This is a genomic window from Halomonas salipaludis, assembly GCF_002286975.1.
Lineage (GTDB): Bacteria > Pseudomonadota > Gammaproteobacteria > Pseudomonadales > Halomonadaceae > Franzmannia > Franzmannia salipaludis.
This window is the reverse complement of the sequence record NZ_NSKB01000008.1, coordinates 33,625-60,401: the sequence shown is the minus strand read 5'-3', so window position 1 is coordinate 60,401 and position 26,777 is coordinate 33,625. Positions and strand designations below refer to the sequence as shown.

Here is a 26,777-nt window from a genome sequence, read left to right as displayed (position 1 = left end):
TTCGTATGGCAACGCCTTCCATGATCACGGCTGCCGCGACGCTGATCGAGCGCATCGCCAGCCTCAGCCTGGCGGTGATCACCCTGCTGATTTTCGTGGCGTCGCTGTCGCGCTATCTGTTCGCGACCTCGATCCCCGATGCCCATGCGATTGCCAGCCTGCTACTGGGCATCGCCATCCTGTGGGGCCTCGGCTCCACCACCTGGCGCAACGACCATATTGCCGTGGACCTGGTCTGGCAGCTGTGCCCAGCGCCGCTGCGGCGGCTGATGGATATCTTAGCTCATCTGCTGGTGACTGCCTTCATCGTGGCACTGGCCTGGGCGCTGTTCAGCCGCGTGATGACCATCATGCATGCCGGCCAGACCACCTCCGACCTGCAGCTGCCGCTGTGGCCCTTCTACGCGATGGCCTGGCTGGGCGTATTGGCCGCCACCCTGCTGGCGCTGGCGCGGTTGGTGCTGCTGATCTGGCGTCCTGCGTCGCTGCCGGCGTCGGTCTCGATCGTCGACGATGCCGCCAAGGAGCCCCGCGATGGATAACAACCTGATTGCCCTGCTGGGCTTCGTTGGCTTGTTCGGCATGATCGCGCTGCGCGTGCCGGTAGGGATCGCCATGGGGATCGTTGGCGTGATCGGCTTCGCGGCGGTCACCAGCCTGGATGCGGCGCTGGGCGTGCTGACCACGTCGCCGCTGCGCACCGTTACCAACTACAATCTCAGCCTGATCCCGATGTTCATTCTGATGGGAGTGTTCGCCTCGGCCACCGGCATGAGTCGCGAGCTGTTTCGTGCCGGCCAGGCCTGGCTGGGTGGCTTCCGCGGCGGCGCGGCGATGTCCACCATGACCGCCTGTGGCGGTTTCGCGGCGATCTGCGGCTCCTCGGTGGCCACCGCCGCTACCATGACCCGTGTCGCGCTGCCGGAGATGCGTCGCGCCGGCTATGCCGATAGCCTCTCTACCGGGTTGATCGCCTCCGGCGGCACCCTGGGTATCCTGATTCCGCCGTCGGTGGTGCTGGTGCTCTACGGCTTCCTCACCGACCAGGATATTGGCCAGCTGTTCGTGGCCGGCGTGATCCCCGGCCTGCTGTCGATCCTGCTCGCCTTCGTCACCATCCGTGTGCTGGGCATGCTGCGGCCAGATTCCATGCCGGCGGGGGAGCGTTCCAACTGGGGCGAGAAATTCGCCGCGCTGCGCGGCGTCTGGGCGGTGATGCTGCTGTTCATCGCCATTGTCGGGGGTATCTATCTGGGCGTGGTAACGCCGGTGGAGGCCGCGGCGCTGGGCGCCTTCTGTACCTTCCTGATTGGCGTGCTGCGCCGGCGGCTTACCCTGCGTACGACCCTGGCCTGCCTGCTCGATGCGCTGCGCACCTCGGTGGCCATCTTTACCATCCTGATCGGTGCGCTGCTGTTCGGCTACTTCCTGACCGTGACCCAGACCCCGCAGCTGCTGACCGCCTGGCTCACCGCGCTGCCGGTGGGGGAGTATGGCGTGCTGCTGCTTATCCTGGCGCTGTTTCTGGTGCTTGGCTGCGTGCTCGATCCGATGGCGATGATCATCCTGATGGTGCCGATCCTCTACCCGGTGGTCACCGGCCTGGGCTTCGACCCGATCTGGTTCGGCATCATCGTGGTGGTGGCGGTTGAGCTCGGCATGATCACGCCGCCGATTGGTATCAACGTCTTCGTGATCCGCTCGGTGGCGCCCGATGTGCCGCTGGGCCGAATCTTCAAGGGGGTCATGCCGTTCGTGGCGGCGGATCTGGTCCGCCTGGCTCTGCTGATCCTGTTCCCGGCGTTGGTGCTCTTCCTGCCGAATCAGATGTAGTGGGTGGGCTGATATGCCACACCAAAGCGCCTTGCCATCTCGGCGAGGCGCTTGTCCAGCGTCCATAACTGGCCCTCAGGGGTAATCAGTGTCGAGGCTAGCAAGGCCATATCCACCAGGCCGCATCCCAGCCCATAGAGCGCGTTGTGCTCGATGAACTCTCTCACTTCGAGCAAACTTGCCTGCTGACATGGGCGTAGCAACTCAATGGCATTGAGAGTTTGCACACGCGGTGCTGGGGGTGTCCCGCAGGCCAGTTCGACCACCACCATCGGATGACTCATTACTTGATCGCCCTCGAGCAGCTCGACCAGGGCATCGTTGCGGTGCCTGAAGTGATCTATCCATACCGAGGTGTCGACGAGTACGCTCATGACCTCGTGGGCTCTTCCCGACGTCGAGGGACATCCTGCATGTCGGGTGCCGTGGCCCCCAAGGCGGCAAGGCGCCGGCCTGCTTGTACCCGCACATAGGTCTGGATGGCCTCGCGGACGATATCGGCGGGCTTATCCATCCCAGGTTCGGCGAGGCTCAAGGCCTGCTCGTAGAGTGCGTCGTCGATGGTGATAGTGGTGCGCATGGCAAAGGCTCTGCATCTAATTAGATGCTATTGTGCATCATATTGGGCATCTTTGCGAAGCGACTGCTGACGCGAGCGTCTTTTCATAGCTGATCTGCAAGGTTACACCGCGCAGGCGTTCAGCGGTGGACGGCGTGACGCCCAGGGCTGTAGTGCCTCCAACTGATGGGCTAGCGCCAGCAGGGTCGTTTCGTCGCCGAAGCGGCCGGCGAAGTGAGCGCCGATCGGCAGACCGGTGCTCGTCCAGTACAGCGGTACCGACATGGCGGGTTGACCGCTGGCATTGAACAGGGCGGTAAACGGTGAATAGCGGTGGAAGCACTCGATCAGCATTGCCAGATCAGCGTTGGGGTCGGTGACGTCCATAGCGCCGATCCGCGGTGGCTCGCGGGTCAGCGTCGGGGTCAGGATCAGGTCGTAGTCGCGCATGAAATTGGCCAGCGTGCGGCCAAGGGCATGAATGCCCTCGATGGCCTGGATGTACTGGGTGGCACCGATGCCGCCTTTCTCCCTGAGATAGATACGGGTTCTCGGCTCCAGCTCTTCATCTCTGACCGCTGCGCCGCGCATCTGCCCGAGCAGCTCGACGTAGTTGCGGGTGTTGGGCCCGATGATATCGAAGGCCTGGTCGAGGAAGCGGGGCAGGTCGACCGGCAGGGTGGCGGGAATCACCTGATGGCCCAACTGCTCGCACAGGGTGGCGGAGTGGCGCACGGCCGCCAGGGCCTCCGCTGACGACGGCCAGGGGTCGAGGTGCTCTACCAGGGCGATCCTGAGCGGTCGCAACGGACGCTGCATCGACTCGACATAGCTGGAAGGTCGGGCAGGGGCCGCGTAGGGAGCCCCCAGGTCGGCACCGGCGGTCGCATCCAGCAGCGCCGCGCTGTCGCGAACCGAGAGCGTGATGGCATGGGCCACGCCCATGCCGCCCCAGCCTTCGCCGGCGAGTGGTCCGTTGGGCATCAAGCCACGGCTGGGCTTGAAACCGAATACGCCGCAGCAGGAGGCAGGCACGCGCAGAGAGCCGCCGCCGTCATTGCCGTGGGCGAAGGGGACGGCCCTGGCGGCCACCAGCGCCGCAGCACCGCCGCTGGAACCACCGGCGCTGTGCTCGGTGTTCCAGGGGTTGCGAGTGGCACCGAAGCGGGTCGACTCGGTGCTGTAGGAGGTGCCGAACTCGGGTGAGGTACTAGTGCCGAGGAAGACGCAGCCGGCCCGACGCAGACGGCTGACCATTTCGTCGTCCATGCCCGGGCGTGCTTCACCCAGGGCCAGGGAGCCGTTGGTCATGCGCGCCTCGGCCAGAGGCGCGAAAAGATCCTTCACCAGGGTGGGAACGCCATGGAAGGGCCCCGCTGCCGGCTGCTGCTCCCGGGCCCGATCATAGAGCTTTTCCGCTACCGCGTTGAGCTGTGGCTCGACCTTCTCCAGGCGTTGGATCGTTGCCTCCAGCAGTTCGCCGGGCTGGAGGTCGCCGCCTTTGATGAGTGCCGCCAGTGCCGTGGCATCCGATCGATCGATCAAGGTTTGGATATCGCGCATGGTGTTACCTGTTCAGTGGGGGATGAACATTGCCACTCTTGGCAGAGTCAGTTGCCGGCGGAGTCGAGACCGGCGCGCCCGGGGGCTTCAAGTGGCCGAGGTCGGGGTGGACGGGGCTGAGCGACTGGCGCGCAACCGGGCCAGCAGCCAGAGGCAGGCGCCGCCCAGGCTGGCCAGGGCGAGCGCCGAGATCGCGCCGCGCACGTCGGTGCCCAGGGCGGCGATCACCGCGGCAACTACCAGGGGGCTGGCGAACTGGCCGATGTAGAGGCTGGCGGTGAAGCCGCCCATGCCGCGGCCCAGGGTTCGGGGAGTCAGGGCATTCATCACGGGCGCCATGGCGTTGGGAACCAGCATGCCGACGCCGATACCGTGAATAAAGACACCCAGTAGCACCGTGTTGTAACTCTGCGCGTTGGCCAGCAGCCACAGCCCCAGGGCAATCAATGACAGTAGCAGGGCATTGCAGCCGCTGGTGCCGAGCAGGCGGCGCATCAGCGGCCAGAACAGTGAGCCCATCAGCGTGGAAAGCAGGCCGAACCCGGCAGCCATGCCGATCAGGGTGCTCGAGGTGATGCCAAGACCGACCAGCAGGATCGGCGTCTGCACAGTGACGATGAAGCCCAGTACCATGCCGGAGAATATCAGCAGGTAACCGACCAGCAGGGCGACCTTGTTGACCCGCCCCAGGGGGAACTCTTGTGCGGGGCCGGGAGTGTGCCGGACCGGCTCCCATAGCACTTTCAGCATGGCGGGAATCAGCAGCAGCGGCAGCAGGTAGAGATAGAAGGGCGACCGCCAGGAGTGTTCGCCCAGAACGCCGCCGACGACGAAGAACAGGGCGCCCATCACGCCGATGGTGACCACCTGGTAGTTGACGTATTTCAAGCGCTCCTCGCCCTTCCAGTAGTCGGCGATCAGCGTGGCGCAGCAGGTCATGATCGCCGCCTCGGCGCAGCCGAACAGCAGGCGCACGCCGACGATGGCGGTGAGGTCATTGAGCAACGCTGGAGTGGCGCCCAGCAGGGCATACAGCAGGGTGGCCAGTATCAGCAGGTTCTTGCGACCGAAGCGGTCTGCCAGCCAACCGGCGAGAGGCGCGCAGAGTGCGATCGCCAGGGCTGGGCCGGTGATGGCTAGCGGCACCAGGAGCTGCGCCTTGGGCTCCACCGGGCCGAACTCCGCGAAGAGTTTGGGCAGAATCGGCGCTACCATCACCGAGCCGACGATGGTCAGGCTGCTGCCCAGCAGGATCACCGCCCCTTCCCGCCGCCCCGTGGCCTGACGGGGACTCACATTAGGATCTGTCATGATGAGACTCCTGGTCAGAAGGTCTTGCCGATACGCAGCGCCACGCTATAGCCCTCGGCCCGGTTGCGGGCCTCGAACTCCTTGTAGGCGTGCAGCGAGACCGCTGGCAGGCCGGGCTGGAAGAAGCTGATGGCCGGCCCCAGCGCCATCACCTGGGCGCGGTTGCCATCCGTCAGCCCCGGGGCGTCGTCATCGGTGAGCTGGCGGTAGTAGTAGCCGCCGATTCCCGCCGTCCAACTGCCGATATGCTGGCCCAGGGCGAAGTCATGGCGATACTCCACGCCGCTGCGATAGTCGGTGTCGGGGTTGCGGGTATTGAAATCGAGCTGGAAGCTCGAGGAGACCTCGAAGCCGCTCTCGGTGATGTAGGTGGCATTGAGAATGGGCGAGAAGGCCCAGCGGTTAAGGCCGGGGGAGACCAGGCGATCCTGATCGTAATCGCCGGTAGGCGCCTGGATCTGGAACTGGGTATTGATGCCCAGATTGGGGGACGGATTCCACTGCAGGATCAGCGGCAGCACCTGCAGGTCGGCCTGGCGGAACACCTCGGCGCTGTCGGAGACAATGCCGAAGGGAGTGGGAACTTCGAGTGAGGCGTCCATATGGAAGAACGGTAGCACTGCCCCCCAACCGTATCTGGCGCCAAGGATCTGCCGGTCGGTCATGCGCAGGTAGGCCAGTCCGATGGAGAGTAGGTCCAGGGAGAAGTCTACCGGCTGATCGTTGCCGCTGCCGTCCTTGAGCGTGTTGGCGGAGTAGAAGGCGGTACGCAGGCCGAAGGTGCCTACAGGAGAAGGCGGGGGCGTGAAGCCGGCGCCGAAGTCGTACAGGCCCGCCGGCGTGGTGGGAGAGCCGTTCTCCGTGGCGTGACCGCTGCTGGACAGGAAGAGCAGGGCGGTGCCGAAAAGGGCGGATTTCAGATTGGAATAACGCATGGGGCAACTCTCTTGATGTGTTTGTTGTGGTTGTCAACAAACACATTACTGAGAGCGCTGGAGGTAGGGTTATCCGGATTCGGCAAAATCGCGCTTGGCGCGCTGCAGGGTAGCGGAGGGAGACTCCCCGAAAAGCTGGCGATAGTCGGCGGCGAAGCGACTCAGGTGCCAGAAGCCCCAGTGAGCGGCAATGTCCTGTACGTTCCTGGTGCCGCCGGCCTGTAGCAGGTCGCGGTGGGCGGCGTTGAGGCGCAAGGTACGCAGGTAAGCGACCGGGTTGATGCCCAGGGTTTCCTGGAAGCAGTACTGCAATTTACGACGGCTGGCACCGACCCGATTGCACAGATCGACAATGGAGGGAGGGGCGTCGCGATGCGCCAGTGCATAGTCGCAGGCGCGGTCGACGATACGCTTGCGCGCATGGGGCGCCAGCAGTGTGATGCGTTCGTTGTCGATCAGATCGAGCAGATGCAGCAGCATCATATCCCGGAAACCGCTGCGGATGGCGGCGTGGATCAACAGTGCCTGGCTGCGGGGGCTGGCACCTTGCATCAGACTGCGTGCCAGCGGAATCAGCTCGTCCCGCTCGACGTGGCTGGCCAGCCGGTAGCAATGGGCCACCGCGGGCAGGTTCAGGCTGCGCTGCTGGTGTTCCTGCACCTCCTCGAGCAGCGATTCGTCGATGGTGACGCGTAGCAGGTCCAGATAGGCAGGCGCGCGCACCTCGGGGAGCCGGTCGCTATGGGCCGTCAGCAGACACGGACCACTGACGGCGTGGCCATCGCAATGAAAGCCGGGATCTCTGGTTTCGAGTGGCAGGCTGAAGGTAATCGCATTGGGCCAGGCGTTGCCATTCTTGACGATGGCCTGATTGGCCTGGTCGCGTGCCACCTGCATGCCTTCCAGGTGAAGCTCGGTCACGCTGCCGGCGAAACGGCCGGGGGTGACCTGGTCGTAGCGGCACTGCCAGCCACTGAACTGTCGCGCATGCTCCTCGACATCGCTGCTCTGCCGATGGCGAAAGCCCGAAAACGTTGCTGTATAGGGGACGGTCGTATGCATCAGGGAACGCCTCCGTCACTGTTCTTATATTATTTGCTCTCATGCTATTCGGCTTTGAGATGCTTGGTTAGTGGGCCCGGTTCATAACCCTCTCTCAGGAAAACGGCTCAGCACCGCCCCGGCATGGCGGACGGCATGGGCGTGGGCGTGAGCCTGGGGCGCTTGGGTGGCCATGTAGAAGCGGGCCAGCGCCACCAGCCCCCGTAGATAATCGGTGTCGCCTTGCCCCTTCTCGATGCGGGTGTCGGCGGCGAGTGCCAGGCGCGCCATCTGCCAGGCGCCGCAGGCGATGCCGAGCAGGTGCAGCAAGGGCACGGCGCCGGCATACAGGTTGGCGGTATCGGCCTTGTGCTCGAGCAGCCAGTCGGTGGTTTCGTCGAGAAGCGCTACCTGGTCGCCAAGCGGTTCCGCCAGGTCGGCGAGGCGCTGATGGTCTGCGAGCTGGGTGGCGGTCCCGCGGATATCACTAATCAGCTCGCGCAGGGTGGCGGCGTCCTCACGCAGGATCTTGCGGCCCAGCAGGTCGTTGGCCTGGATGCCGGTGGTGCCCTCGAAGATGGTGGTGACCCGAGCGTCGCGGAACAGCTGGGCGACGCCGGTCTCCTCGACGAAGCCCATGCCGCCGAATACCTGGATCGCCTCGTCGCAGAGGTCGTTGCCGACCTCGGTGCACCAGCCCTTGGCCACCGGCATCAGCAGGTCGACGTAGCGGCGGTGCTTGTCGGTGACCCCGGCCTGCTGGTGGTGGCGGGCGATGTCGAACCAACTGGCGGCGGTGTAGAGCAAGCCGCGCATGGCCATCAGCCGGGCGCGCATCGACACCAGCATGCGCTTGACGTCGGGGTGAACGATGATCGGCCTGCCGCTCTCGCCGGTCACGATATCACGGCCCTGAACGCGTTCGCGGGCATAGTCGAGCGCCGCCTGGTAGGCGCGCTCGCCCAGTGCCACGCCCTGCACTCCGACGTTGAAGCGGGCGTCGTTCATCATCACGAACATGGTCTTGAGCCCCTGGTGCGGCTCGCCGACCAGGTAGCCCAGGGCGCCGCCAGCGTCGCCGTAGCTGAGGGTGCAGGTGGGGCTGCCGTGGATACCCATCTTGTGCTCGATGGAGATGCAGCGGATATCGTTCTGCTCCCCCGGCTCGCCGTGTTCGTCGAGCAGGTACTTGGGGGCCAGGAACAGCGACAGCCCCTTGATGCCGGGCGGGGCGTCGGGGAGCCGGGCCAGCACCAGGTGCACGATGTTGGGCGTCAGCTCGTGCTCGCCGTAGGAGATATAGATCTTCTGCCCAAACAGCCGGTAGCGCCCTTCACCAGCCGGCTCGGCACGCATGCGGGTGGCGGCCAGGTCCGAGCCGGCCTGGGGCTCGGTGAGGTTCATGGTGGCGGCCCACTCGCCGCTGACGATCTTGTCGAGCCAGGTGGCTTTCTGCTCTTCGCTGGCGGCGATCATCAGCGCCTCGGTCTGGCCCACGTTGAGCTGGGGCAGCATGGCGAAGGCCATGTTGGCCGAGAACCACATCTCCCACACCGGCGTGGAGACCAGCTTGGGCAGGCCCTGGCCGCCGTGCACCGGAGGCAATGAGAGACCGATCCAGCCGGCGTCACGAAACTGGTCATAGGCGTCCTGCCAGCCGTCGGGGGTGATCACCCGCTCGCCTTCCAGGCGGCAGCCCTGGCGGTCGCCGGCCTGGTTGAGGGGGGCGAGTACACCGCTGGCGAACTTGCTGGCCTCCTCCAGTACGGCGCTGACCAGATCCGGCGAGGCATCCTCGCAGCCGGGCAGCTCTCCGATGCCCTCCAGGCCGGCGAGCTCGTCGAGGATAAACTGCATATCACGCAGGGGGGCTTGGTAGTCGAGCATGGTGATGGCGTCCTCGTGGCGATGCTGGCCGGACTGTTGCTTGGTGAGGGAGGGCTTCCCCGGCGGCAAGCCTTCGCGAGGGCGCTGTGAACCCATCCCTGGGCGCTACCTATTCCATCCCTGGAATAGGACCCTCGCGTCAGCTTGCCCCCGGCGCCCTCCATCGGACGATGCTTGGAAATGTGGCCTTAATTAACGCGGCGCCATGCGGATAGCACCATCCAGGCGAATGGTCTCGCCGTTGAGCATGGGGTTATCGACGATATGGCAGGCCAGGCGCGCAAACTCGTCGGGCTCGCCGAGGCGGCTGGGGAAGGGGATGGACGCGGCCAGCGACTGCTGGACTTCTTCCGGCAGCGACTCCATCAGCGGGGTCTTGAACAGCCCCGGGGCGATGGTCATTACGCGGATGCCGTGGCGCGCCATCTCCCGGGCGATGGGCAGGGTCATGGCGACGATGCCGCCCTTGGAGGCCGCGTAGGCCGGCTGGCCGATCTGGCCGTCGAAGGCGGCCACCGAGGCGGTGTTGATGATCACTCCGCGCTCGCCGTCGGCCTGGGGCTCGCCCTTGGCCATGGCCGCGGCGGCCAGGCGCAGCATATTGAAGCTGCCCAGCAGGTTGATATTGACGATGCGCGAGAAGGCCTCGAGAGGCAGCGGCTCGCCGTCGCGGCTGACTACCTTGGCGGGGTCGCCGACCCCGGCGCAGTTGATCAGTCCCTGCAGGCCGCCGAAGGTTTCCAGGGCGAGGTCGACCACGGCCTGGGCATCGGCTTCGCTGGTCACGTCGGTGCGCCGGAAGCGCACGCGCTCCGCGGCGCCCTGGCCATTCAGCTCGGCGGCCAGCGCCTCGCCGCGCTCGGCATTGATATCGGCGATCACGACCCTGCCGCCGGCGCCGTGCAGGGCGCGCACCGTGGCCTCGCCAAGCCCTGAGGCCCCACCGGAAACGATGAAGCTATTGTCCTGGAACTTCATGATGCTCTCCTCAGATGCGTGGGCCCTGGCCCTTGTGATTGAAAAAGCTGCCGATGCGCTCGGTCACTTCGGGGCTGGTCTGGGTCAGGGCCGCGGTCAGCGACTCGACGAACAGGCCATCGTCGCTGGCCATGTTGTCGATGCGTGAGATGGCGGAGACCATGGCCCAATTGGCCATGGGTGCGTTCTCGGCGATGCGCGCGGCGAGCTGGCGCGCCTTGTCGAGGCTCTCGCCTTCACCGACCACGTAGTGGGACAGCCCCAGACGCTGGCCCTCGTCGGCCTCCATGACGCGGCCGGTGAGCATCATCTCGCACATGCGGCCGGGGCCGATGATAGAGGACACCCGCACCGAGGCGCCGCCGCCGACGAAGATGCCGTGGCGCCCCTCGGGGAGCTGGTAGAGGGTGTTGGTTTCGGCGACCCGCACATGGGTGGCGGTGGCCAGCTCTAGGCCGCCACCGATCACCGCGCCCTGCATGGCGGTGACCACCGGTAGGCCGCCATTCTGCAGGCGGTCGAAGATGCGGTGCCAGCCGCGCGAGTGCTGCACCACACCGAAGGGGTCGCGGTGCTGGTGCTCGGCGAGGTCCAGTCCGGCGCAGAAGTGCTTGCCTTCGGCGGCCAGGATGATCACCCGGGTGCCCTCGGGAATGGCGATCAGAGCCTCCTCCAGGGCACCGAGCAGGCGGTCGCTCACGGCGTTGCGCTTTTCCGGTCGTGCCAGGGTAATGGTGTAGATGCTGTCGTCCAGTGACGTCTTGACGAGGGGCTCGGTCATGGTGGGCCTCGGCGATGAAGGGTTCACGAGTTATTGGGCGATGCTGACAGTCTAGTTGACAAGGCATACTGTTGTATCGATAAACATTGTGGATTTTACACCATCCTGTCCATCAGGTCATTGACTGGGTATTACACCTTTGGTGGAGCATGTGTACAGAGTGACGGGAGATACCAAAAAAAACGGCAGACCGAAGCTGCCGTTGTACTGTGAACACCTGGTGATGGGGGCAAGAAGTCGACGGGTTAGACGTCGCGGGAATGGCGAACGATGGGCTTGATGACCCGGCCGTGTTCGGCATCGTCGATCGCCTGGTTGATCTGGTGGAAGTCGTAGAACGTGACCAGCCGGTCGAACGGGAAGCGGCCCTGCTGATAAAGGCGTATCAGCGTGGGGATGAAAGTATCGGAATGAGCGTCTCCCTCGACGATGCCGCGCAGACTGCGGCCCGCCGACATCATGTGCGCCAGGTCCAGCTCCATCAGGCTGCCCGGTGCCGAGGCGCCGAGAATGCCACAGCTGCCACGCGGAGCCAGAACGGCCACCGCCTGCTGGATGACCGCGGCGATACCGGTCGTATCCAGTGCGTAGTCGACGCCGAGGTCATTCGTGACCTGCACAATGCGTTGCTCCATTTCGGGATTGTCAGACAGGCAGACGTGGGTGGCGCCGAGCTCCTCGGCCATGGCCAGGCGTGTCGCATGGCGATCCACCGCGATGATCGTGGTCGCACCCGCCACCACGCTGGCCATGATGGCCGATAGGCCCACCGAGCCCACCCCGAACACGGCGATGCTGCTGCCTGGTACGACCCCAAGCGCATTGAGCACTGCACCGGCGCCGGTTTGCACGCCGCAGGCGAGGGGGCCGAGCAGCTCCAGCGGTGCCGTTTGCGGCACCTTGACGATATTGCGCTCATGGCAGAGGGCGTGGCTGGCGAAGGAGGACTGGCCAAAGATGTTGCCATGCACCGGCTCACTATCCTTCGACAGGCCACTGGAGCCGTCCGCTCGCGTGCCGAGAAAATTGCGTGGGAAGAACTCGTGGCAGTAGCTGGCTTCGCCATCGAAGCAGCTGGGGCAGTGTCCGCACGAGTTGAAGGTCATGACCACATGATCGCCAGGCTTGACCTTGGCAACCCCCGGGCCCACTTGCTCGACGATGCCGGATCCTTCATGTCCGAGCACCACCGGCTGTGGCGTGGGGAGAAGCTGGTCGCGCATGGCGATATCGGTGTGGCAGATGCCGGTCGCTACCACCCGCACCAGGATTTCGCCGGCGCGGGGCGGCTCGAGCTGCAAGGTCTCCAGCGAGAAGGGCGCCCGAGGCGAGCGGGTAACGGCTGCATGGATATTCATAATGTGCTCCTGCAAGGGGTTATTTGGCAACGACCACCGACTGGATAGCGGTGTATTCGTTAAGTCCCGCCTCGCCAAACTCCACGCCGATCCCCGACTGTTTATGGCCCCCAAAGGGTATGTGCGGCGCCATGGCGAAGTGCTGGTTGACCCAGGCACTGCCGCTCTCCAATCGACAGGCGATCTGCTTGCCGCGCGCGCTATCCCGCGTCCATACCGAGCTGCCCAGGCCATAGGGCGAGCGATTGGCGCGCCGTATGGCATCCTCGACGTCGTCGAAGCGCAGCAGCGAGCGAACCGGGCCGAAGATCTCCTCGTCGACCACCGGGTTGCCCTCCTCGATATCGCGGATCAGCGTCGGCTCGACGAAATACCCCGGCCCATAAGCACGGCCGCCGGCAATGATTCGACCGTGCTGTGGTGCCAGTTCGAGCATTCGTTTCACCGTCTCGAACTGCTTGCGATTCTGCAGCGGCCCAAACTGGGTAGCCGGATCCAGCCCGTCGCCGACCTTGGCGTTGCGCGCCAGCTCGGCGAGGGCATCACACATGCGCTCGTAGATGCCGGACTGAATGTAAAGGCGCTTGATCGACATGCACACCTGGCCGGAGTTGACGAAGGCCAGGCCGAACAGCTGCGGTGCCACGGCGTCGACGTCCACGTCATCGAGCACGATGGCGGCGTCGTTGCCGCCCAGCTCCAGGGTGATGCGCTGCAGGTTATCGGCGGCGGCGCGCATCACGCTTCGCCCGGTGGTGGTGGAGCCGGTGAAGGAGATCTTGTCGATGTCTGGGTGGCCGGTCAGCAAGGGGCCGATATCCCCGCCATCCGGCAGGATGCTGACCACCCCGGGTGGCACCAAGTCGGCAATCAGCTCGCCGAGGCGCAGTGTCGCCAGCGGGGTGGTAGGGCTCGGTTTGATCAGGCATACATTGCCGGTAATCAGTGCCGGGCCCAACTTGTAGCAGGCCATTACCAGGGGGAAGTTCCAGGGCACGATGGCGGCGACGACGCCCAGCGGGCGGCGGTGTAGCTCGGCACACTGCTGCTCGTCGTCCTGCAGGGTGCGCGGCGACAGGTCGGCTTCAGCGAAATAGCGCAGGATGGCGGGCGCCTGGGAGGTCTCCACGGCTGCCCCTGCCAGCGGTTTGCCCTGCTCCAGGGTGAGCCAGCGCTGCAGCTCCTCGGCGTTCGCCTCGATGCGATCGGCGATGGCGTGCAGCACGCGGCGGCGCTGTTCCAGGGGCGTATCCCGCCAGCCAGGCCAGGCCTCTCGTGCCACGCGAATGGCGTGCTCGACCTCCTCGGAGGTGGCTTGTGGGCAGTGGGTGATCACCTCTTCACTACTGGGGTTGATCACCGGCATCTGGCGGCTACCCGTGCTCAGCTGGCCGCCGACCAGGGCGTGGAAGGTGTGTGTCTGCGTCATGGCGTGTCTCCTGCAGCATGGCTATTTGGATTTATCATGCCTGTGTACGAAAACTGTCTGCGTACAGCACCTAGCCTGCCGCGTGCTGCCCTCCCCGTCTTGTCGATCCCTGCAGACCTCTTGTTGGTCCCTGCACGACGACTTGCCAAGCTCGGCCGCTTGGACCAGATTATATAGTTGTAAGTAGCAATAAATTATATCTATAACATTAGCTACGGAGTCGCCAGCCTATGAACAATGCCTCCCCAGCCTCGGCGGCACGTCCTGATCGCGCGCCGCCGCCTGCCCTGACCACGACCAACCTGGAGTGCTTCCTGCAGGCCAGTGAGGCGCACCTGCCGCCGCTGGAGGTGGTCCCGCAGTCGCCGCTGTTCCATGCCAGATTGCGCGGGCGGGGTTTGCACAGAAGCCACCTGATAAAGCTCACCAGTTCGCCGGTACGGGTGACGCGTACGCCACGGCTCGTGGGACTCTCTGGCGGCGATCACACCTTCAAGCTCGTCTGGCAACTGCATGGCGAAGCGAAGATGGAGCAGGGCGGGCGCAGCATTCGCCTCAGCCCCGGCAAGATGACGGTCTATCGCCTCTCGACCCCCTATCGGTTACAGACCTTCGGCGACTATCGTGCCCTGATGCTGAGCATCGACCTGGCCGAGGTGCCGGAGTGGCGGCGATTGGCTGAAGGCTGCCAGGGGCAGGCGCTACCTTGGGATGCCGGTGCGCATGCGGCCTTGGCGGTACTGCGCTCTCAGCTGACTTGGCCGAGTGGTCCACCCGTTGCCCAGGTGGAGGATGCAGCACTCGAGCTGGCGTTTGGCTCCCTGTGGCGTCATCAACGCCAGCAGTTGCACTGCGCCCCGCTGCCCAGCGAACGCATCACCAAGGCACGCCGGGTGATACTGCAGCGCATCGCCGATCCCACGCTGGCGCCCGAGGATCTGGCGTCTGCCCTTAACGTCTCGATGCGCGGTCTCTACGACGAGTTTCGTCGCTACGGCACGCTGCCGCCGGCCGCCTTCATTCGCGAGCTGCGCCTGGAGCAGTGCTATCTGGCACTGCTGGACACGGCCCAGCGGCGGTGCAGCATTACGCATATCGCCCTGGCGCATGGGTTCCTCGATAGCGCGCACTTCGCGAAGGTGTTTCGTGAGCGCTACGGGGTGTCGCCGGGGGAGCTGCGCAAGCGGGAAGCGTGCGTGCCACATTGAGCGCTGGGCATTCGCAGCGCTTCCTTAGCAGGGAGCGTGTTGGCGCATGCGAAAATCACGTGGATTGAGCCCGGTAAGCCGCTTGAAGAAGCGTGTGAAGTAGGCCGGCTCGGAGAAGCCGAGGCTATCGGCGACCTCGCTGATGGTCATGTTGGTGTAGGTGAGCTGGCGCTTGGCCTCCAGCAGGATGCGCTCATGCAGCAATTGCAGGGCGCTGCGGTCGGCCAACTGGCGGCACAGGGTATTGAGGTGGGCGGCGGTGATGCCGAGCTGCTTGGCCAGGGCGCCGACGGTGGGCTGCTCGCGGTAGTGGGCCTCGATCAGCGCCTGGAAGCGCTGCAGGTGGCTGCGCGCCCGCTCGCTGGTACTCGGCGTCGGCCGCAGCGCTGGGGGATGGCTACGTTGGCGCTCGGCGCGACGCGCGACCTGGGCGGCCAGGGCCTGAATGAGCGCGTGCAATACCAGGTCGCGATTGATCGCTGGGCGGCGGTACTCGTCGGCGATCTGCGCTACCAGCAGGGCGATGGTCTGGGCTTCGCCGCTATCCACCAGCCGGTAGTGGCCGCTGCGTTGCAGGGCGGCACCCTGATGGCTGAGGGCAACGATCAGGTGCTCGGCCAGCGGCTGGGCCAGGGTAATGATATGGCCGCGAATCTGCTGTTCGAAGTGAAAGCCGTGAATCGCCATGGCCGGTACCACGATCAGCGCCGGGCCGCAGAAGCGTGTCTGGGTGCCTTCCAGGTCGAGCACCACCTCGCCGGCGGCGATATGCAGCAGGTGCAGCAGGTCGGCATGGCGGTGGGTCTTGATATGCCAATCATGCAACCGGCTGCGCTCGGCGATGGACTCGCAGTGCAGCAGATCCGGTGTCGGCCAGTGCCGTGTCTCGCCATAGAGTTTGAACACCGGCACGGCATCGTGGCTTAGGGCAGGCATGCAAGGCTCCTGTCACGGTATCGACTAACGTCTAGTCAAAATACGCCATTTGTCCTATTCAATGGCCAGATTGTGCCTTAAAAAGCGCCCTCTATCACTGAAAAATACAACTACTAGAACGCATGTCCAAGACGACAACGATAGGGTGCTGATCATGAAGACACAGGTGGCGATCATCGGCGCCGGCCCCTCGGGACTGCTGCTGGGGCAACTGCTGCAGCGCCAGGGGATCGACAACGTGATCCTCGAGCGCAAAAGCGGCGAGTACGTTCTCAGCCGTATTCGCGCCGGGGTGCTGGAGCAGGGCATGGTCGATCTGCTGCGCGAGGCCGGTGTCGAGCGGCGCATGGACGCCGAGGGCCTGCCCCACGACGGCTTTGCGCTGGCCTTCGACAACCGCCATGTGCGGGTCGATCTGGCCGAGCTGACCGGCGGCAAGCGGGTGATGGTCTACGGCCAGACCGAGGTCACCCGCGACCTGATGGAGGCCCGCGAAGCCAGCGGCGGCCAGACCGTTTACGAGGCCGACAACGTCCAGCTCCACGACCTCGAGAGCGACGCACCCTGGGTGACCTTCGAGAAGAACGGCGAGACCGTGCGCCTGGACTGCGACTACGTGGCCGGCTGCGACGGCTACCACGGCGTATCGCGTCAGACCATTCCCGAGGATCGCATCAAGACCTTCGAAAAGGTCTACCCGTTTGGCTGGCTGGGCATCCTCTCCGATACGCCGCCGGTCTCCCATGAACTGATCTACGCCCGCCATGAGCGTGGTTTCGCGCTGTGCAGCATGCGCTCCGAGACCCGCAGCCGCTATTACGTCCAGGTGCCGCTGGATGAAAAGGTAGAGGACTGGTCCGACGCGCGTTTCTGGGAGGAGCTCAAGTGCCGCCTACCGGACGAGGTCGCCGCCAAGCTGGTCACCGGGCCCTCCATCGAGAAGAGCATCGCGCCGCTGCGTAGCTTCGTCGCCGAACCGATGCAGTATGGGCGGCTGTTCCTGGTCGGCGATGCGGCGCATATCGTGCCGCCCACCGGTGCCAAGGGCCTCAACCTGGCCGCCAGCGACGTCAGCACGCTCTACTCGCTGATGTGCAAGGTCTACCATGAGGGGCGTAGCGACCTGATCGAGCGCTACTCCGAGACCTGCCTGCGGCGGGTCTGGAAGGCCGAGCGTTTCTCGTGGTGGATGACCTCGATGCTGCACAAGTTTTCCGAGGAAGAGGACTTCGGCGCACGCATGCAGCAGGCTGAGCTGGATTATGTCACCGGCTCTCGCGCCGGTCTCACCACCATCGCCGAGAACTACGTCGGCCTGCCCTACGAGGCGTTGGAGTAGCACGCCAATCGATCATTTCGTCCTCCTTGGCCCGGGCACTACGCTCGGGCTTTTTTGTTTACCGAGATACCACCGGCGTCGTGCCAAAGAAAATTTAGCACGCTCATCAAAAACTACTTATGCTAGGAATAGGTTCTCTGTCTGCAATGGAGGTAGCGCATGGCGACTCGAATCACGACGTCCCACCGAGCGGATGGCATTACGCTGCTGAAGATCAGCGGGCCCGAACGGCGCAATATCCTGGATGAGGCAAGCTACGCTCAACTGATCGATGCGCTTGCCGCGGCCAAGGCAGACGACGCGGCCAAGGTCCTGATCATCACCGGCAGCGAGAACTGCTTTACTGCAGGCAATGACCTGGCCAACTACAAGGCGCTGGCGGAGGCGACGGAGGTGCCGGCCATCACCTTCCTGCGCCGTCTTTACGCCTTTCCCAAGCCGGTCATCGCCGCCGCGGAGGGCCTCGCCCTGGGGCTCGGCTCATCGATCCTGATGCACTGCGATTTCGCCTACGCGGGAAATTCGACCTCTTTCTACCTGCCATTCGTCAATTTTGCCCTGACGCCCCTGGGGGCCACCACGCATATGCTGCCCAAGCTGGCCGGCAACAAGGCGGCCAGCGAGATGCTCATGCTGGGTACCTCCTTTTCCGCGGCCCGCGCCTGTGAACTGGGCCTGTTGACCGATACCACTCCCGATGGGATGGCCTTGGAACAAGCATTCACCTGTGCCACCCACCTGATCGCCAAGCCCTTCGATGCGCTACTGGCCACCAAGGCGCTGCTGCGGGAAGGCGACGCCGAGGCGATCAGCCGCGCCTTCGACCACGAAGAACAGCAGTTGCTGGAACGTTGTCGCTCGCCCGAAGCGCAGGCGGCGATCGATGGCTTCTTCGCCAGGCAAATGTCAGCGGGTCAAGGTCGGAATGGTTGAGGCGACCGCCGCGGCGATGATCAGGCGAGATCCAACAGGGGGGCGTCCACTAGTGGGCGCCCTTTTTAATAGCGTGGGGGCGAGGTGGGAACGGTGTCTTCACGGATAGCGCCCGCTGCGCCGGTTCTCCAGCAGGGCCTCGAGAATGGCGTTGGCTTCCTGCATGACCGGCGAGGGGGCTTCGCCCTTGCGCCGGCTGCAGATCACCGGCGAGGTGAGCCCCGGGTCGGCGAGGTAAACGTAGACGATGCCATCGCGTTTCACTCGCTTGACCTGCTCCGGCACCAGGGTGATGCCGATCTCCGAAGCGACCAGCGCCAGCGCCGTCTGCAGCTCGTTGGCTTCATGGGCCACGCTGACCTTGAGGCCGCGGCGGCGAAATAGCCCCAGCGTCATGTCGGCAAAACTCGGACGTGGCTGGGCCGGAAACAGCACCAGCGGGTACTCGGCGAGCTGGGCCAGGGTCGGTTTGGTGTCCGCCAGCGGGTGGCCTTCGGGCAGGGCCGCCAGCAGCGGCTCGTCGAACAGGTTGTCCTGCTCCACGTCGGGGTCGTCGATGCGCAACCGTCCGAAGCCCAGGTCGATGCGCCCGCTCTTGAGCGCCTTCACCTGTTGCACCGTGGTCAGCTCGGCTAACACCAGCTCGATGCCATCCTTTTGTCGTAGTTCCCGCACCAACAGCGGCAGCTGCCCGTAGAACATCGACGGCACGAAGCCGATGCCGAATATCACGCGTCTGCTGCGGGCCATGCGCTGGGTCGCGGCAACGGTGGTGTCGACCTTCTCCAGTATCTGCAAGGTATGCTCATGGAAAAACTGGCCCGCCGGCGTCAGGCGCAGCCCGCGGGTACTGCGCTCGAACAGCCTGGCGCCTATCTCGCTCTCCAGCTGCTTGATTTGTCTTGATAAAGGCGGCTGTGCCATATGTAGCTTGGCGGCCGCGCGGGTCAGGTTGAGCTCCTCCGCCACGGCGCAGAAGTAGCGTAGATGTCGCAGCTCCATGATACCTCCAGGGTATGGATCCGGACCTAAACGATATTGGTTCGGCCGCGTCGGGGCAATCAGACTGCCATGGTATCGAAACACCGAACCGCCGGAGCGCGCATGTCATCTGTCATCGAGTCCATCGAAACGCTGCTGGTCGATCTGCCGACCATCCGCCCCCACAAGCTCTCAATGACCACCATGGCCTGCCAGACGCTGGTCATCGTGCGCCTGCGCGACAGCGACGGCGTAGAGGGCCTGGGCGAAGGCACCACCATCGGCGGGCTCGCCTACGGCCCCGAGAGCCCCGAGAGCATCAAGCGCAATATCGACGCCTACCTGGCGCCGCTGCTGATCGGCCAGCCGGCAGACGCCGTCGCTACGCTGCGCGCCCGGCTCGACCGCCATGCCCGCGGCAACGCCATCGCCAAGTCGGCGCTGGAGACCGCGCTGCTCGACGCCCAGGGCAAGCGCCTGAGGCTGCCCATGGCCGTGCTGCTCGGCGGTACGCGCCACGACCACTTGCCGGTGCTGTGGACCCTGGCCAGCGGCGATACCTCCCGCGACATCGACGAGGCCTTCCAGCGCCTGGAGCAGCGCCGCCACTGCGACTTCAAGCTCAAGATCGGCGCCAATGGCGTGGATGACGACGTGCGCCATGTGGCCGCGATCAAGGAAGCGCTGGGCGAGCGGGCAAGCGTGCGTGTCGACGTCAACCAGGCCTGGGACGAGAGCACCGCCGTGCGCGGCATCGCCGCGCTGCAGGCCGCCGGCATCGATCTGATCGAGCAGCCCATCTGCGCCCGTGATCATGCCGGGCTGGTGCGCCTGGCCAAGCGCTTCGAGGTGCCGATGCTGGCCGACGAGGCGGTGGCCGACGCCCGCGACGGCTTCGCCCTGGCCGCTGCCGGCTTCAGCGGCGCCTATGCACTGAAGATCGCCAAGTCTGGCGGCCCGCGCGGTGCCTTGGCGCTGGGCGAGGTGGCCCAGGCGGCTGGCATCGGTCTTTACGGCGGCACTCTGCTGGAGGGCACCATCGGCACCGCCGCCTCTCTGCACGCCTGGGCCACGCTGCCCGAGCTGGCCTGGGGCAGCGAGATGTTCGGTCCGCTACTGCTCGAGGACGACATCGTCGCCGAGCCGTTGGCCTACGGCGAGTTCGGCGTTGCACTGCCGCAAGGCCCGGGGCTGGGAGTAGCCCTGGATGAAGACAAACTGGCGCATTACGTCCGCCGTTGAGGAGAAATCCATGCTTTTCCAAGTGGAAATGACCGTCAAGCTGCCGCCGACGATGCCGGCCGATGAGGCCGCTGCGATCAAGGCGCGGGAGAAGGCGTACGCCCAGGAGCTACAGCGCCGAGGCAAGTGGCGCCACCTGTGGCGGGTTGCCGGCAGCTACGCCAACGTCAGCATATTCGACGTGCGCGACAACGCCGAGTTGCAGGAGCTGGTCGCGGGCCTGCCGCTCTTCCCGTGGATGGAGATCGGCGTCAAGCCGCTGTGCCGCCATCCGTCATCCATTCGCGACGACGACAGCTGATTCACGAACCATCACGCCAGCCCTGCGGGGCATCCAATGACAACGAGGTATAACCCATGACCGTGAAGATCCATGACACCCCCGACGTGCAGAACTTCCTCAGGGCCGTGGCCGGCTGCGATCAGCAGGGCGGCAACGAGCGCGCCAAGCAGATCCTGCACCGCCTGCTCTCCGACGTGTACCGCCTGATCGACGACTTCGACATCAGCCCCGAGGAGTTCTGGTCGGCGGTGGGCCTGCTCAACGAGCTGGGCAAGGAGAGCCAGTTCGGCCTGCTGGCCCCGGGGCTCGGTTTCGACCACTACCTCGACATGCGCATGGACGCCGCCGACGAGCAGGCGGGTCTGAGCGGCGGCACGCCGCGCACCATCGAGGGCCCGCTCTACGTGGCCGGCGCCCCGGAAGTCGAGGGCTTCGCGCGGCTGGATGACGGCAGTGATCCCGACGGCGAGGTGATGTGGCTGACCGGTCAGGTACACGACGTGAATGGCCAGCCGATCCCTAGCGCCAAGGTCGAGATCTGGCACTGTAACTCCAAGGGCAACTACTCGTTCTTCGACCCCTCGCAGTCGGACTACAATCTGCGCCGCACCATCATTGCCGATGCCGAGGGGCGTTACCGCGCGCGCAGCATCATCCCCTCCGGTTACGGTGTACCGGCCGGCAGCCCCACCGACCAGGTGCTCAAGCTGCTGGGCCGTCACGGCCAGCGCCCGGCGCACATCCATTTCTTCGTCTCCGCTCCGGGCCATCGTCACCTGACCACCCAGATCAACCTGGCCGGCGACGAGTACACCTGGGACGACTTCGCCTTTGCCACGCGCGAGGAGCTGGTGGTCGACGCCACCCGCATCGAGGACGCCGCCGAGGCCGCCAAGCGCGGGCTCGAAGCTCCCTTCACCGAGGTGGTGTTCGATGTTGAGCTCGCTCCCACCACCGACCCCGAGCAGCAGAGCCGTCACAAGCGCCCGCGGGCATTGGAGGACGAGGCGATGGCCAAGCGAGATTCCGCCAGGGCCTGAGCACCCGCTGCCTGACGCATGCAGCGATCCACTCGCCGGCAGCACGCCTGTCAGCTACGCCCCCCATGTCCCTCTGATGGCGTGTGTGCCAGCGCTATAACCAGGAGCCCAACATGAATTCAGCCGAAATGAGCGCGTCGCCTGCTGGCACTGCCGTCACTGGCTTCAAGCCACTTTCCCTAGTCGCAGGCATGCTGATCGCCCTGGCCACCTACTCGCTGTTGCCCAATAGCCTCGACCTCGATGCACGTATGGTGGCGGGAATCGCCATGCTGATGGCGGTGTGGTGGATGACCGAGGCGATCCCGATTCCGGTAACCTCGCTGCTGCCGCTGGTGCTCTTTCCCTTCTTCGGTATCGCCACCGTAGGGGCAACCGCCTCACCCTATGCGCATTCCATCGTCTTTCTGGTACTGGGCGGTGTGCTGCTGGGCCTGGCAACCCAGCGCTGGAATCTGCACCGGCGTTTCGCGCTGATGACGGTGCTACTGGTCGGCACCCGGCCAGCCCAGATCGTTTTTGGTCTGATGGCGGCCAGTTGGTTCATCACCATGTGGGTCAGCAATACTGCCACGGCGGTGATCATGATGCCCATTGGTGGCTCCATCATTGCTTTGGTGAAGTCGCTGGGCAATGGCGAGGCGACACCCAAGTTCTCCGCAGCGGTGCTGGTCGGCATCGCCTACGCGATCACCATCGGTTCCATGGCGACCCTGATCGGTCAGCCGCCCATGGCGCTGATGCGTGCCTATCTGGAGGATTCCCACGGAGTCGTCATCGGTTTCGGACACTGGATGTTGATGGGCCTGCCATTCTCCTTCGTCATGCTGCTGCTGGCCTGGTGGGTGCTCAACAAGCTGGTGTTCCGTGCCGAAGTTGGGAACATCCAGGGGGGCCGGGCGATGATCGAGTCGGAGCTCAATGCGATGGGGCGTCTGACGCCCGAGGAGCGTCGGGTGTTGATGGTCTTCGCCGGAGCGGTGTTCTGCTGGGTGTTCCTGCCGCTGTTGGCGCGGGTACCAGCCATCGCCGCGACCTTGCCCTGGCTGACCAATATCAACGATACCAGTGTCGCAATTCTGGCGGCTATCCTGATGTTCGTCATTCCCGCATCACGCGGGCAGGGGACCCTGCTGGAATGGTCGGCGACCCGTGAAGTGCCATGGGGCGTACTGATCCTGTTCGGCGGTGGTCTGACCCTCTCGGCCCAGTTCACCGCCACCGGGCTGAGTGCCTGGATCGGCGCAAGCGTCTCGGGGCTGGCGGGGTTGCCGCCGCTGCTGGTGCTGGTGGTCACCGCCCTCATCATCATCCTGCTTACTGAGTTGACCAGTAACACCGCAACGGCTGCCGCCTTCTTCCCCATCATGGGAGCCATCGCCACGGGACTCGGCATCGATCCGCTGTTAATGACCATCGTGGTCACCTTTGCTGTCAGCTGCGCCTTCATGCTGCCAGTGGCCACGCCTTCCAATGCGGTAGCCTTCGCCACTGGCGAGCTGCCCATTCGCCACATGATCCGTGCCGGTATCTGGATGAACATGATCGGCCTGTTGGTGATCGTGGCGGTGCTTTATACCATCACTCCACTGGTGTTCGGGGTCGGCATAGCTGGCCTGGTTCCTTGAGACTGAGTTCTGTCGGTCGCTGCTCCATGCTGCGTTGAAAATCAGTTTGGGTGTTTGTTGAAATTTCATGTGATATTGAAAGAAAGCCAGCCTTCGCCATCTCAGACCGAGCGGCCCGAGGTCTAAGGCTCGTGTCGCCGTGCGCAACGAGGTTGCTTGCCAATAACAACGAAACTCCCCATTCAGGCTATTGCTATGAAATTCAAATCATTGCGCTCATTCGTCACGCTGCTGGTCGGCGTTTCCATCACCCTGGCCGTGCTGGGCTTGTCCGCATACTTCGTCATGGCAAATTCAAGATCCCAGCAAGCTACTCGCTCTGGGGCGCAGGACATACTGCTCAACGAGACGGAAGGCCGCTTGCATGCCATGGCTTCCTATCAAGCGCAGCGCATTCAGGTGCAGTTGGTCCAGGCGCTCGAGGTGGCCAAGGGGCTGGCGGCGATCAACTCGCTGATGGGTTCGGAGTCCGAGGAAGGGACGTCCGGGGTTGGCTTGAGCCGCCGGGACTTGAGCGATGTCATTCGCAGGTTTTTGGAAGTCAACCAGGAGCTTCCGGTCGCTTATATCGCCTGGGAGCCCAATGCCTTTGGGCCGGACGGTGTCTATTCCCGTCAGGGTCTTCCCGGGCATGGCCCGAACGGCCGCTTCATGCCGCTCTGGTATCGGGACGAGAGCGGCCGACTCGAGATCATGGCTCAGGATGAGGAGGTCATGGAGAACGACGCCATGCAGTCTAATGGTCTGCGCGTCGGTGAGTACTATCTCTGTCCAAGGGAGACGCTGCGGCCCTGCATTACCGACCCGGATGTCTACCAGGTGGGAGACGAGGAGGTGATGCTGACCTCCTTCGTTGCTCCGGTGCTGGTCGACGGCGAGTTTCGCGGCATTGCCGGCGTCGACCTGACGGTCGACTTCATTCAATCCATGCTCGAAGCGGAAAACCGCAACCTCTACCAAGGGGCGGGGGAAATGGCCCTGATGGCGCCGCTGGGTGGAGTGGTAGCGCATACCCGGGAGGAGGCCAGGCTGGGTGAGCCTTTCAACGAGGTGTTCGATGCCGCCCTGCAGGAGCGCATACGGCAGGCCCAGCACGGTGAGGCGATCTACCTGCACGATGCCGAGCAGGGTGTGATCGAGCTCTACTGGCCTTTCACCATCGGTGAGGTCGACCGCACCTGGGTGCTGATGATTCGGCAGCCCGAAGAGGCGGTGCTCGCCGGGCTGCACGGGCTGCAGCGGCAGACCGAGGAACAGCTCGATAGAGACATCCTGGGCATGACCCTGATCGGACTGCTGATTGCCGGCCTGGGGCTGGTGGCGGCATGGCTCGTGGGGGAGAGCATCGCGCGCCCGCTGCGGCGGTTGGCCGAACGCATGCAGGACATCGCCGCCGGCAATGGCGACCTGACCCGGCGTCTGCCGGTCACTGGCCGCGATGAAAGCGCCAGGCTGGCGATCCAGTTCAATGCCTTCGTCGACAAGATGAACGACGTGCTGCTTGACGTGCGTGACAGCAGCGACTCGGTGCGTGTCGCCGCCGGCGAGATTGCCATGGGCAGCCAGGACCTGTCGGCGCGAACCGAAACCGCGGCCGCCAACCTGCAGGAGACCTCGGCCTCCATGGAGCAGTTGACCAGTACCGTCGAGCACACCGCCATCTCGTCCCAGCAGGCGAATGAACTCTCCCGCAGCGCCTCGCAGGTCGCTTCCCGCGGCGGGGAAGTGGTGTCGCAAGCCGTGCGGACCATGAACGACATCGACAGCTCGTCGCAGCGGATCGCCGAGATCGTCTCGGTGATGGACGGCATTGCCTTTCAGACCAACCTGCTCGCGCTCAACGCCTCGGTGGAGGCGGCTCGTGCTGGCGAGCAGGGCCGTGGCTTTGCGGTGGTGGCCGGCGAAGTGCGTCAGCTGGCCAGTCGCAGCGCTGCCGCCGCCCGGCAGATCAAGGAGCTGATCGAGGACGCCACCGCCAAGACCCAGGCAGGTTCGGAGCTCGTGCGGGCCGCCGGCGCTACCATGAGCGAAGTCGTGGCCAGCGTGGCGCGGGTCACCCATGTTCTAGACGAAATCAGCGCTGCCTCCAGCGAGCAGAGCCAGGGTATCGGTCAAGTCAATCAGGCGGTGGTGGGGCTCGACCGCATGACCCAGCAGAACGCAGCATTGGTCGAAGAGTCCGCCGCGGCGGCCGACAGGCTCGAGGAGCAGGCGTTGCGCCTGGCGGCGACAGTCGGCTCGTTCGTCCTGCTCGAGCGCCAGCACAAGCAGATTGTGGCCAATCATGAGCAGCTCATGGCCGATCATGATCGGTAAGCCAGGCAGCTAACGTTCGCTCTGCGGACAGATGTGTGCAATTTGCATTGCTTGAAATTTCATGTGATATTGAGTGTATCGGATGACACAGAAGCATCCGGACAACAACGATAAGAGAGGTAGGACCCATGATGACGAAGAATCCAGTGTCGAGCCTTCGGCGCGTGGCCGGTGCCATCGGGCTGGCGGGTGTGCTGATGAGTGCCCTGGCAAGCCCGCTCGTAGCAGCCAGCGACATCACCCTCAGCTATGCCTTCATTTCGCCTGCCAGCACCTTTCCCGGCGTGCAGATGGAGCGTTGGGCGGAGGAGCTTGAGCGCCGCACTGACGGACGTGTGACGGTGAACACCTTTCCCGGCAGTACCCTCCTATCCGCCAACAACATGTACGACGGCGTGCTGAACGGCGTCGCCGACATCGGCCTTTCGATCACTTCCTATGAGCCGAGCCGCTTTCCGCTGCTCAACCTGGTGGGCAGTATCACCGGCCAGGCGGTCAACTCGACCGTGGCCAGTCAGACACTCTACGACCTGATTCAGGAATTCCCCCCTGAGCAGTTGGGGCTCGAGGACTTCAAGGTGATTACAGCCTTCACCTCCGAACCCGGCTATTTGCAGACCAAGGACCCGATCACCTCGCTGGAGGCGCTACACGGTCAGGAGATCCGTGTACCTGGCGACAGCACCGATGTACTAGCGGCGCTGGGCGGGGTGCCGGTAGCGCTCTCCCAGGCCGATACCGGCGAGGCGCTGCAGGCCGGTGTCGTCGACGGCTATATCAGTTCACGGGAAGTGCTGAGGGATCTGCGCTATGCGCGCACCGTCAAGTACGTCACCGACTACCCCTTGACCAATGCGGTACTGGTGGCGGTCATGAACCGCCAGCGCTGGGAGTCGCTGCCCGAGGACGTTCAGCAGGTCATCGATGAGCTGGGCGCCGAAATGGCCTTCTTCGCCGGGGATTATCTCGATTCCCACGTCGAGGCGACGCTGGAGTGGGCGCGCGAGGAAGAGGGCGTCGAAGTGCTTTCGCTAAGCGATAAAGAGGCGGCCCGCTGGACCGAGCGGCTGGTACCGATCAATGAGGCGCGGCTGGCCCGCGTGGCCGAGCTGGGCCTGCCGGCGCATGAATTTCATGAGCGCATGCTCGAGCTGTTCGAGCAATATCAGCAGTAGTGACAGGACCAGCTAGTAGCG

At 64.5% G+C, this 26,777-nt stretch carries 24 protein-coding genes; 11 read left to right on the top strand and 13 right to left on the bottom strand.

Annotated features, from left to right (window positions below; genetic code table 11):
* The first annotated feature begins 5 nt into the window (after positions 1-5).
* Complete coding sequence (locus CK498_RS19810; protein WP_095622596.1) at positions 6-542, top strand: TRAP transporter small permease; 537 nt, start codon at positions 6-8, stop codon at positions 540-542.
* On the top strand, positions 535-1,833 hold the full coding sequence (locus CK498_RS19805; protein ID WP_095622595.1) for a TRAP transporter large permease: 1,299 nt from the start codon (positions 535-537) through the stop codon (positions 1,831-1,833). The genes CK498_RS19810 and CK498_RS19805 overlap by 8 nt, the downstream gene beginning before the upstream one ends.
* Here CK498_RS19805 and CK498_RS19800 read toward each other — a convergent pair.
* The 11 genes from CK498_RS19800 to CK498_RS19750 form a co-directional block, all read right to left on the bottom strand.
* Complete coding sequence (locus CK498_RS19800) at positions 1,824-2,207, bottom strand: type II toxin-antitoxin system VapC family toxin (protein WP_095622594.1); 384 nt, start codon at positions 2,205-2,207, stop codon at positions 1,824-1,826. The two genes, CK498_RS19805 and CK498_RS19800, sit on opposite strands and share 10 nt — an antisense overlap.
* Positions 2,204-2,413 carry a type II toxin-antitoxin system VapB family antitoxin gene (locus tag CK498_RS19795; protein ID WP_095622593.1) on the bottom strand — a complete coding sequence of 70 codons (210 nt, stop codon included), beginning with the start codon at positions 2,411-2,413 and terminating at the stop codon, positions 2,204-2,206. The genes CK498_RS19800 and CK498_RS19795 overlap by 4 nt, the downstream gene beginning before the upstream one ends.
* A 102-nt stretch (positions 2,414-2,515) precedes the next feature.
* Positions 2,516-3,955, bottom strand: a complete 1,440-nt coding sequence (locus CK498_RS19790) for an amidase (RefSeq protein WP_095622592.1) — start codon at positions 3,953-3,955, stop codon at positions 2,516-2,518.
* An 87-nt stretch (positions 3,956-4,042) separates the two neighbouring features.
* The gene (locus tag CK498_RS19785; protein ID WP_095622591.1) at positions 4,043-5,266 is read right to left on the bottom strand and encodes an MFS transporter; all 1,224 of its coding nucleotides are present in this window, start codon (positions 5,264-5,266) and stop codon (positions 4,043-4,045) included.
* Positions 5,267-5,280: 14 nt separating this feature from the next.
* Positions 5,281-6,201, bottom strand: coding sequence for a SphA family protein (locus CK498_RS19780; RefSeq protein ID WP_095622590.1), 921 nt, complete (start codon positions 6,199-6,201; stop codon positions 5,281-5,283).
* 69 nt (positions 6,202-6,270) lie between these two features.
* Positions 6,271-7,263: a helix-turn-helix domain-containing protein gene (locus CK498_RS19775; RefSeq protein WP_095622589.1), complete on the bottom strand. Its 993-nt coding sequence runs from the start codon at positions 7,261-7,263 to the stop codon at positions 6,271-6,273.
* Between the two features lie 81 nt (positions 7,264-7,344).
* Positions 7,345-9,225: an acyl-CoA dehydrogenase gene (locus CK498_RS19770; RefSeq protein ID WP_229359155.1), complete on the bottom strand. Its 1,881-nt coding sequence runs from the start codon at positions 9,223-9,225 to the stop codon at positions 7,345-7,347.
* A gap of 96 nt (positions 9,226-9,321) precedes the next feature.
* Positions 9,322-10,107, bottom strand: coding sequence for a 3-hydroxyacyl-CoA dehydrogenase (locus CK498_RS19765; protein ID WP_095622588.1), 786 nt, complete (start codon positions 10,105-10,107; stop codon positions 9,322-9,324).
* A 10-nt stretch (positions 10,108-10,117) separates the two neighbouring features.
* A complete protein-coding gene (locus CK498_RS19760) occupies positions 10,118-10,888 on the bottom strand; it encodes a crotonase/enoyl-CoA hydratase family protein (RefSeq protein ID WP_095622587.1) in 771 nt (256 codons plus the stop codon).
* 245 nt (positions 10,889-11,133) lie between these two features.
* Positions 11,134-12,246: an NAD(P)-dependent alcohol dehydrogenase gene (locus tag CK498_RS19755; protein ID WP_095622586.1), complete on the bottom strand. Its 1,113-nt coding sequence runs from the start codon at positions 12,244-12,246 to the stop codon at positions 11,134-11,136.
* Positions 12,247-12,265: 19 nt separating this feature from the next.
* Positions 12,266-13,675 carry an aldehyde dehydrogenase family protein gene (locus tag CK498_RS19750; RefSeq protein WP_095622585.1) on the bottom strand — a complete coding sequence of 470 codons (1,410 nt, stop codon included), beginning with the start codon at positions 13,673-13,675 and terminating at the stop codon, positions 12,266-12,268.
* A gap of 230 nt (positions 13,676-13,905) precedes the next feature.
* Here CK498_RS19750 and CK498_RS19745 point away from each other — a divergent pair, with 230 nt between their 5' ends.
* Positions 13,906-14,883 (top strand): helix-turn-helix domain-containing protein, encoded by a 978-nt coding sequence (locus tag CK498_RS19745; protein ID WP_095622584.1) that lies wholly within the window; start codon positions 13,906-13,908, stop codon positions 14,881-14,883.
* 24 nt (positions 14,884-14,907) lie between these two features.
* Here CK498_RS19745 and CK498_RS19740 read toward each other — a convergent pair whose 3' ends face one another.
* Positions 14,908-15,819, bottom strand: a complete 912-nt coding sequence (locus CK498_RS19740) for a helix-turn-helix domain-containing protein (protein WP_095622583.1) — start codon at positions 15,817-15,819, stop codon at positions 14,908-14,910.
* A 154-nt stretch (positions 15,820-15,973) separates the two neighbouring features.
* On the opposite strand from CK498_RS19740, the gene pobA reads away from it, so the two are divergent.
* Positions 15,974-17,158 (top strand): 4-hydroxybenzoate 3-monooxygenase, encoded by a 1,185-nt coding sequence (pobA, locus tag CK498_RS19735; RefSeq protein ID WP_095622582.1) that lies wholly within the window; start codon positions 15,974-15,976, stop codon positions 17,156-17,158.
* 159 nt (positions 17,159-17,317) lie between these two features.
* Positions 17,318-18,091: an enoyl-CoA hydratase-related protein gene (locus CK498_RS19730; RefSeq protein WP_095622581.1), complete on the top strand. Its 774-nt coding sequence runs from the start codon at positions 17,318-17,320 to the stop codon at positions 18,089-18,091.
* Between the two features lie 99 nt (positions 18,092-18,190).
* On the opposite strand, the gene CK498_RS19725 is transcribed toward CK498_RS19730, so the two are convergent.
* Entirely contained in the window at positions 18,191-19,093 is a 903-nt protein-coding gene (locus tag CK498_RS19725; protein WP_095622580.1) for a LysR family transcriptional regulator, read from the bottom strand.
* Between the two features lie 102 nt (positions 19,094-19,195).
* On the opposite strand from CK498_RS19725, the gene CK498_RS19720 reads away from it, so the two are divergent.
* The 6 genes from CK498_RS19720 to CK498_RS19695 all read left to right on the top strand — a co-directional run bounded on the left by CK498_RS19720 (position 19,196) and on the right by CK498_RS19695 (position 26,756).
* Entirely contained in the window at positions 19,196-20,314 is a 1,119-nt protein-coding gene (locus CK498_RS19720) for a muconate cycloisomerase family protein (RefSeq protein WP_095622579.1), read from the top strand.
* 10 nt (positions 20,315-20,324) lie between these two features.
* Entirely contained in the window at positions 20,325-20,615 is a 291-nt protein-coding gene (gene catC / locus CK498_RS19715; RefSeq protein ID WP_095622578.1) for a muconolactone Delta-isomerase, read from the top strand.
* 56 nt (positions 20,616-20,671) lie between these two features.
* Entirely contained in the window at positions 20,672-21,637 is a 966-nt protein-coding gene (gene catA / locus CK498_RS19710; protein ID WP_095622577.1) for a catechol 1,2-dioxygenase, read from the top strand.
* A 113-nt stretch (positions 21,638-21,750) separates the two neighbouring features.
* Positions 21,751-23,265 carry an SLC13 family permease gene (locus CK498_RS19705; protein WP_095622576.1) on the top strand — a complete coding sequence of 505 codons (1,515 nt, stop codon included), beginning with the start codon at positions 21,751-21,753 and terminating at the stop codon, positions 23,263-23,265.
* 195 nt (positions 23,266-23,460) lie between these two features.
* Positions 23,461-25,581 carry a methyl-accepting chemotaxis protein gene (locus CK498_RS19700; RefSeq protein ID WP_095622575.1) on the top strand — a complete coding sequence of 707 codons (2,121 nt, stop codon included), beginning with the start codon at positions 23,461-23,463 and terminating at the stop codon, positions 25,579-25,581.
* Between the two features lie 131 nt (positions 25,582-25,712).
* The gene (locus tag CK498_RS19695) at positions 25,713-26,756 is read left to right on the top strand and encodes a TRAP transporter substrate-binding protein (RefSeq protein ID WP_229359154.1); all 1,044 of its coding nucleotides are present in this window, start codon (positions 25,713-25,715) and stop codon (positions 26,754-26,756) included.
* Positions 26,757-26,777 lie beyond the last annotated feature (21 nt).

Bases quoted from the DNA above. Each gene is read 5' to 3' on its own strand.
- CK498_RS19810 (WP_095622596.1), top strand. From the start codon at position 6: ATGGCAACGCCTTCCATGATCACGGCTGCCGCGACGCTGATCGAGCGC.
- CK498_RS19805 (WP_095622595.1), top strand. From the start codon at position 535: ATGGATAACAACCTGATTGCCCTGCTGGGCTTCGTTGGCTTGTTCGGC.
- CK498_RS19800 (WP_095622594.1), bottom strand. From the start codon at position 2,207: ATGAGCGTACTCGTCGACACCTCGGTATGGATAGATCACTTCAGGCAC.
- CK498_RS19795 (WP_095622593.1), bottom strand. From the start codon at position 2,413: ATGCGCACCACTATCACCATCGACGACGCACTCTACGAGCAGGCCTTG.
- CK498_RS19790 (WP_095622592.1), bottom strand. From the start codon at position 3,955: ATGCGCGATATCCAAACCTTGATCGATCGATCGGATGCCACGGCACTG.
- CK498_RS19785 (WP_095622591.1), bottom strand. From the start codon at position 5,266: ATGACAGATCCTAATGTGAGTCCCCGTCAGGCCACGGGGCGGCGGGAA.
- CK498_RS19780 (WP_095622590.1), bottom strand. From the start codon at position 6,201: ATGCGTTATTCCAATCTGAAATCCGCCCTTTTCGGCACCGCCCTGCTC.
- CK498_RS19775 (WP_095622589.1), bottom strand. From the start codon at position 7,263: ATGCATACGACCGTCCCCTATACAGCAACGTTTTCGGGCTTTCGCCAT.
- CK498_RS19770 (WP_229359155.1), bottom strand. From the start codon at position 9,225: ATGGGTTCACAGCGCCCTCGCGAAGGCTTGCCGCCGGGGAAGCCCTCC.
- CK498_RS19765 (WP_095622588.1), bottom strand. From the start codon at position 10,107: ATGAAGTTCCAGGACAATAGCTTCATCGTTTCCGGTGGGGCCTCAGGG.
- CK498_RS19760 (WP_095622587.1), bottom strand. From the start codon at position 10,888: ATGACCGAGCCCCTCGTCAAGACGTCACTGGACGACAGCATCTACACC.
- CK498_RS19755 (WP_095622586.1), bottom strand. From the start codon at position 12,246: ATGAATATCCATGCAGCCGTTACCCGCTCGCCTCGGGCGCCCTTCTCG.
- CK498_RS19750 (WP_095622585.1), bottom strand. From the start codon at position 13,675: ATGACGCAGACACACACCTTCCACGCCCTGGTCGGCGGCCAGCTGAGC.
- CK498_RS19745 (WP_095622584.1), top strand. From the start codon at position 13,906: ATGAACAATGCCTCCCCAGCCTCGGCGGCACGTCCTGATCGCGCGCCG.
- CK498_RS19740 (WP_095622583.1), bottom strand. From the start codon at position 15,819: ATGCCTGCCCTAAGCCACGATGCCGTGCCGGTGTTCAAACTCTATGGC.
- pobA (WP_095622582.1), top strand. From the start codon at position 15,974: ATGAAGACACAGGTGGCGATCATCGGCGCCGGCCCCTCGGGACTGCTG.
- CK498_RS19730 (WP_095622581.1), top strand. From the start codon at position 17,318: ATGGCGACTCGAATCACGACGTCCCACCGAGCGGATGGCATTACGCTG.
- CK498_RS19725 (WP_095622580.1), bottom strand. From the start codon at position 19,093: ATGGAGCTGCGACATCTACGCTACTTCTGCGCCGTGGCGGAGGAGCTC.
- CK498_RS19720 (WP_095622579.1), top strand. From the start codon at position 19,196: ATGTCATCTGTCATCGAGTCCATCGAAACGCTGCTGGTCGATCTGCCG.
- catC (WP_095622578.1), top strand. From the start codon at position 20,325: ATGCTTTTCCAAGTGGAAATGACCGTCAAGCTGCCGCCGACGATGCCG.
- catA (WP_095622577.1), top strand. From the start codon at position 20,672: ATGACCGTGAAGATCCATGACACCCCCGACGTGCAGAACTTCCTCAGG.
- CK498_RS19705 (WP_095622576.1), top strand. From the start codon at position 21,751: ATGAATTCAGCCGAAATGAGCGCGTCGCCTGCTGGCACTGCCGTCACT.
- CK498_RS19700 (WP_095622575.1), top strand. From the start codon at position 23,461: ATGAAATTCAAATCATTGCGCTCATTCGTCACGCTGCTGGTCGGCGTT.
- CK498_RS19695 (WP_229359154.1), top strand. From the start codon at position 25,713: ATGACGAAGAATCCAGTGTCGAGCCTTCGGCGCGTGGCCGGTGCCATC.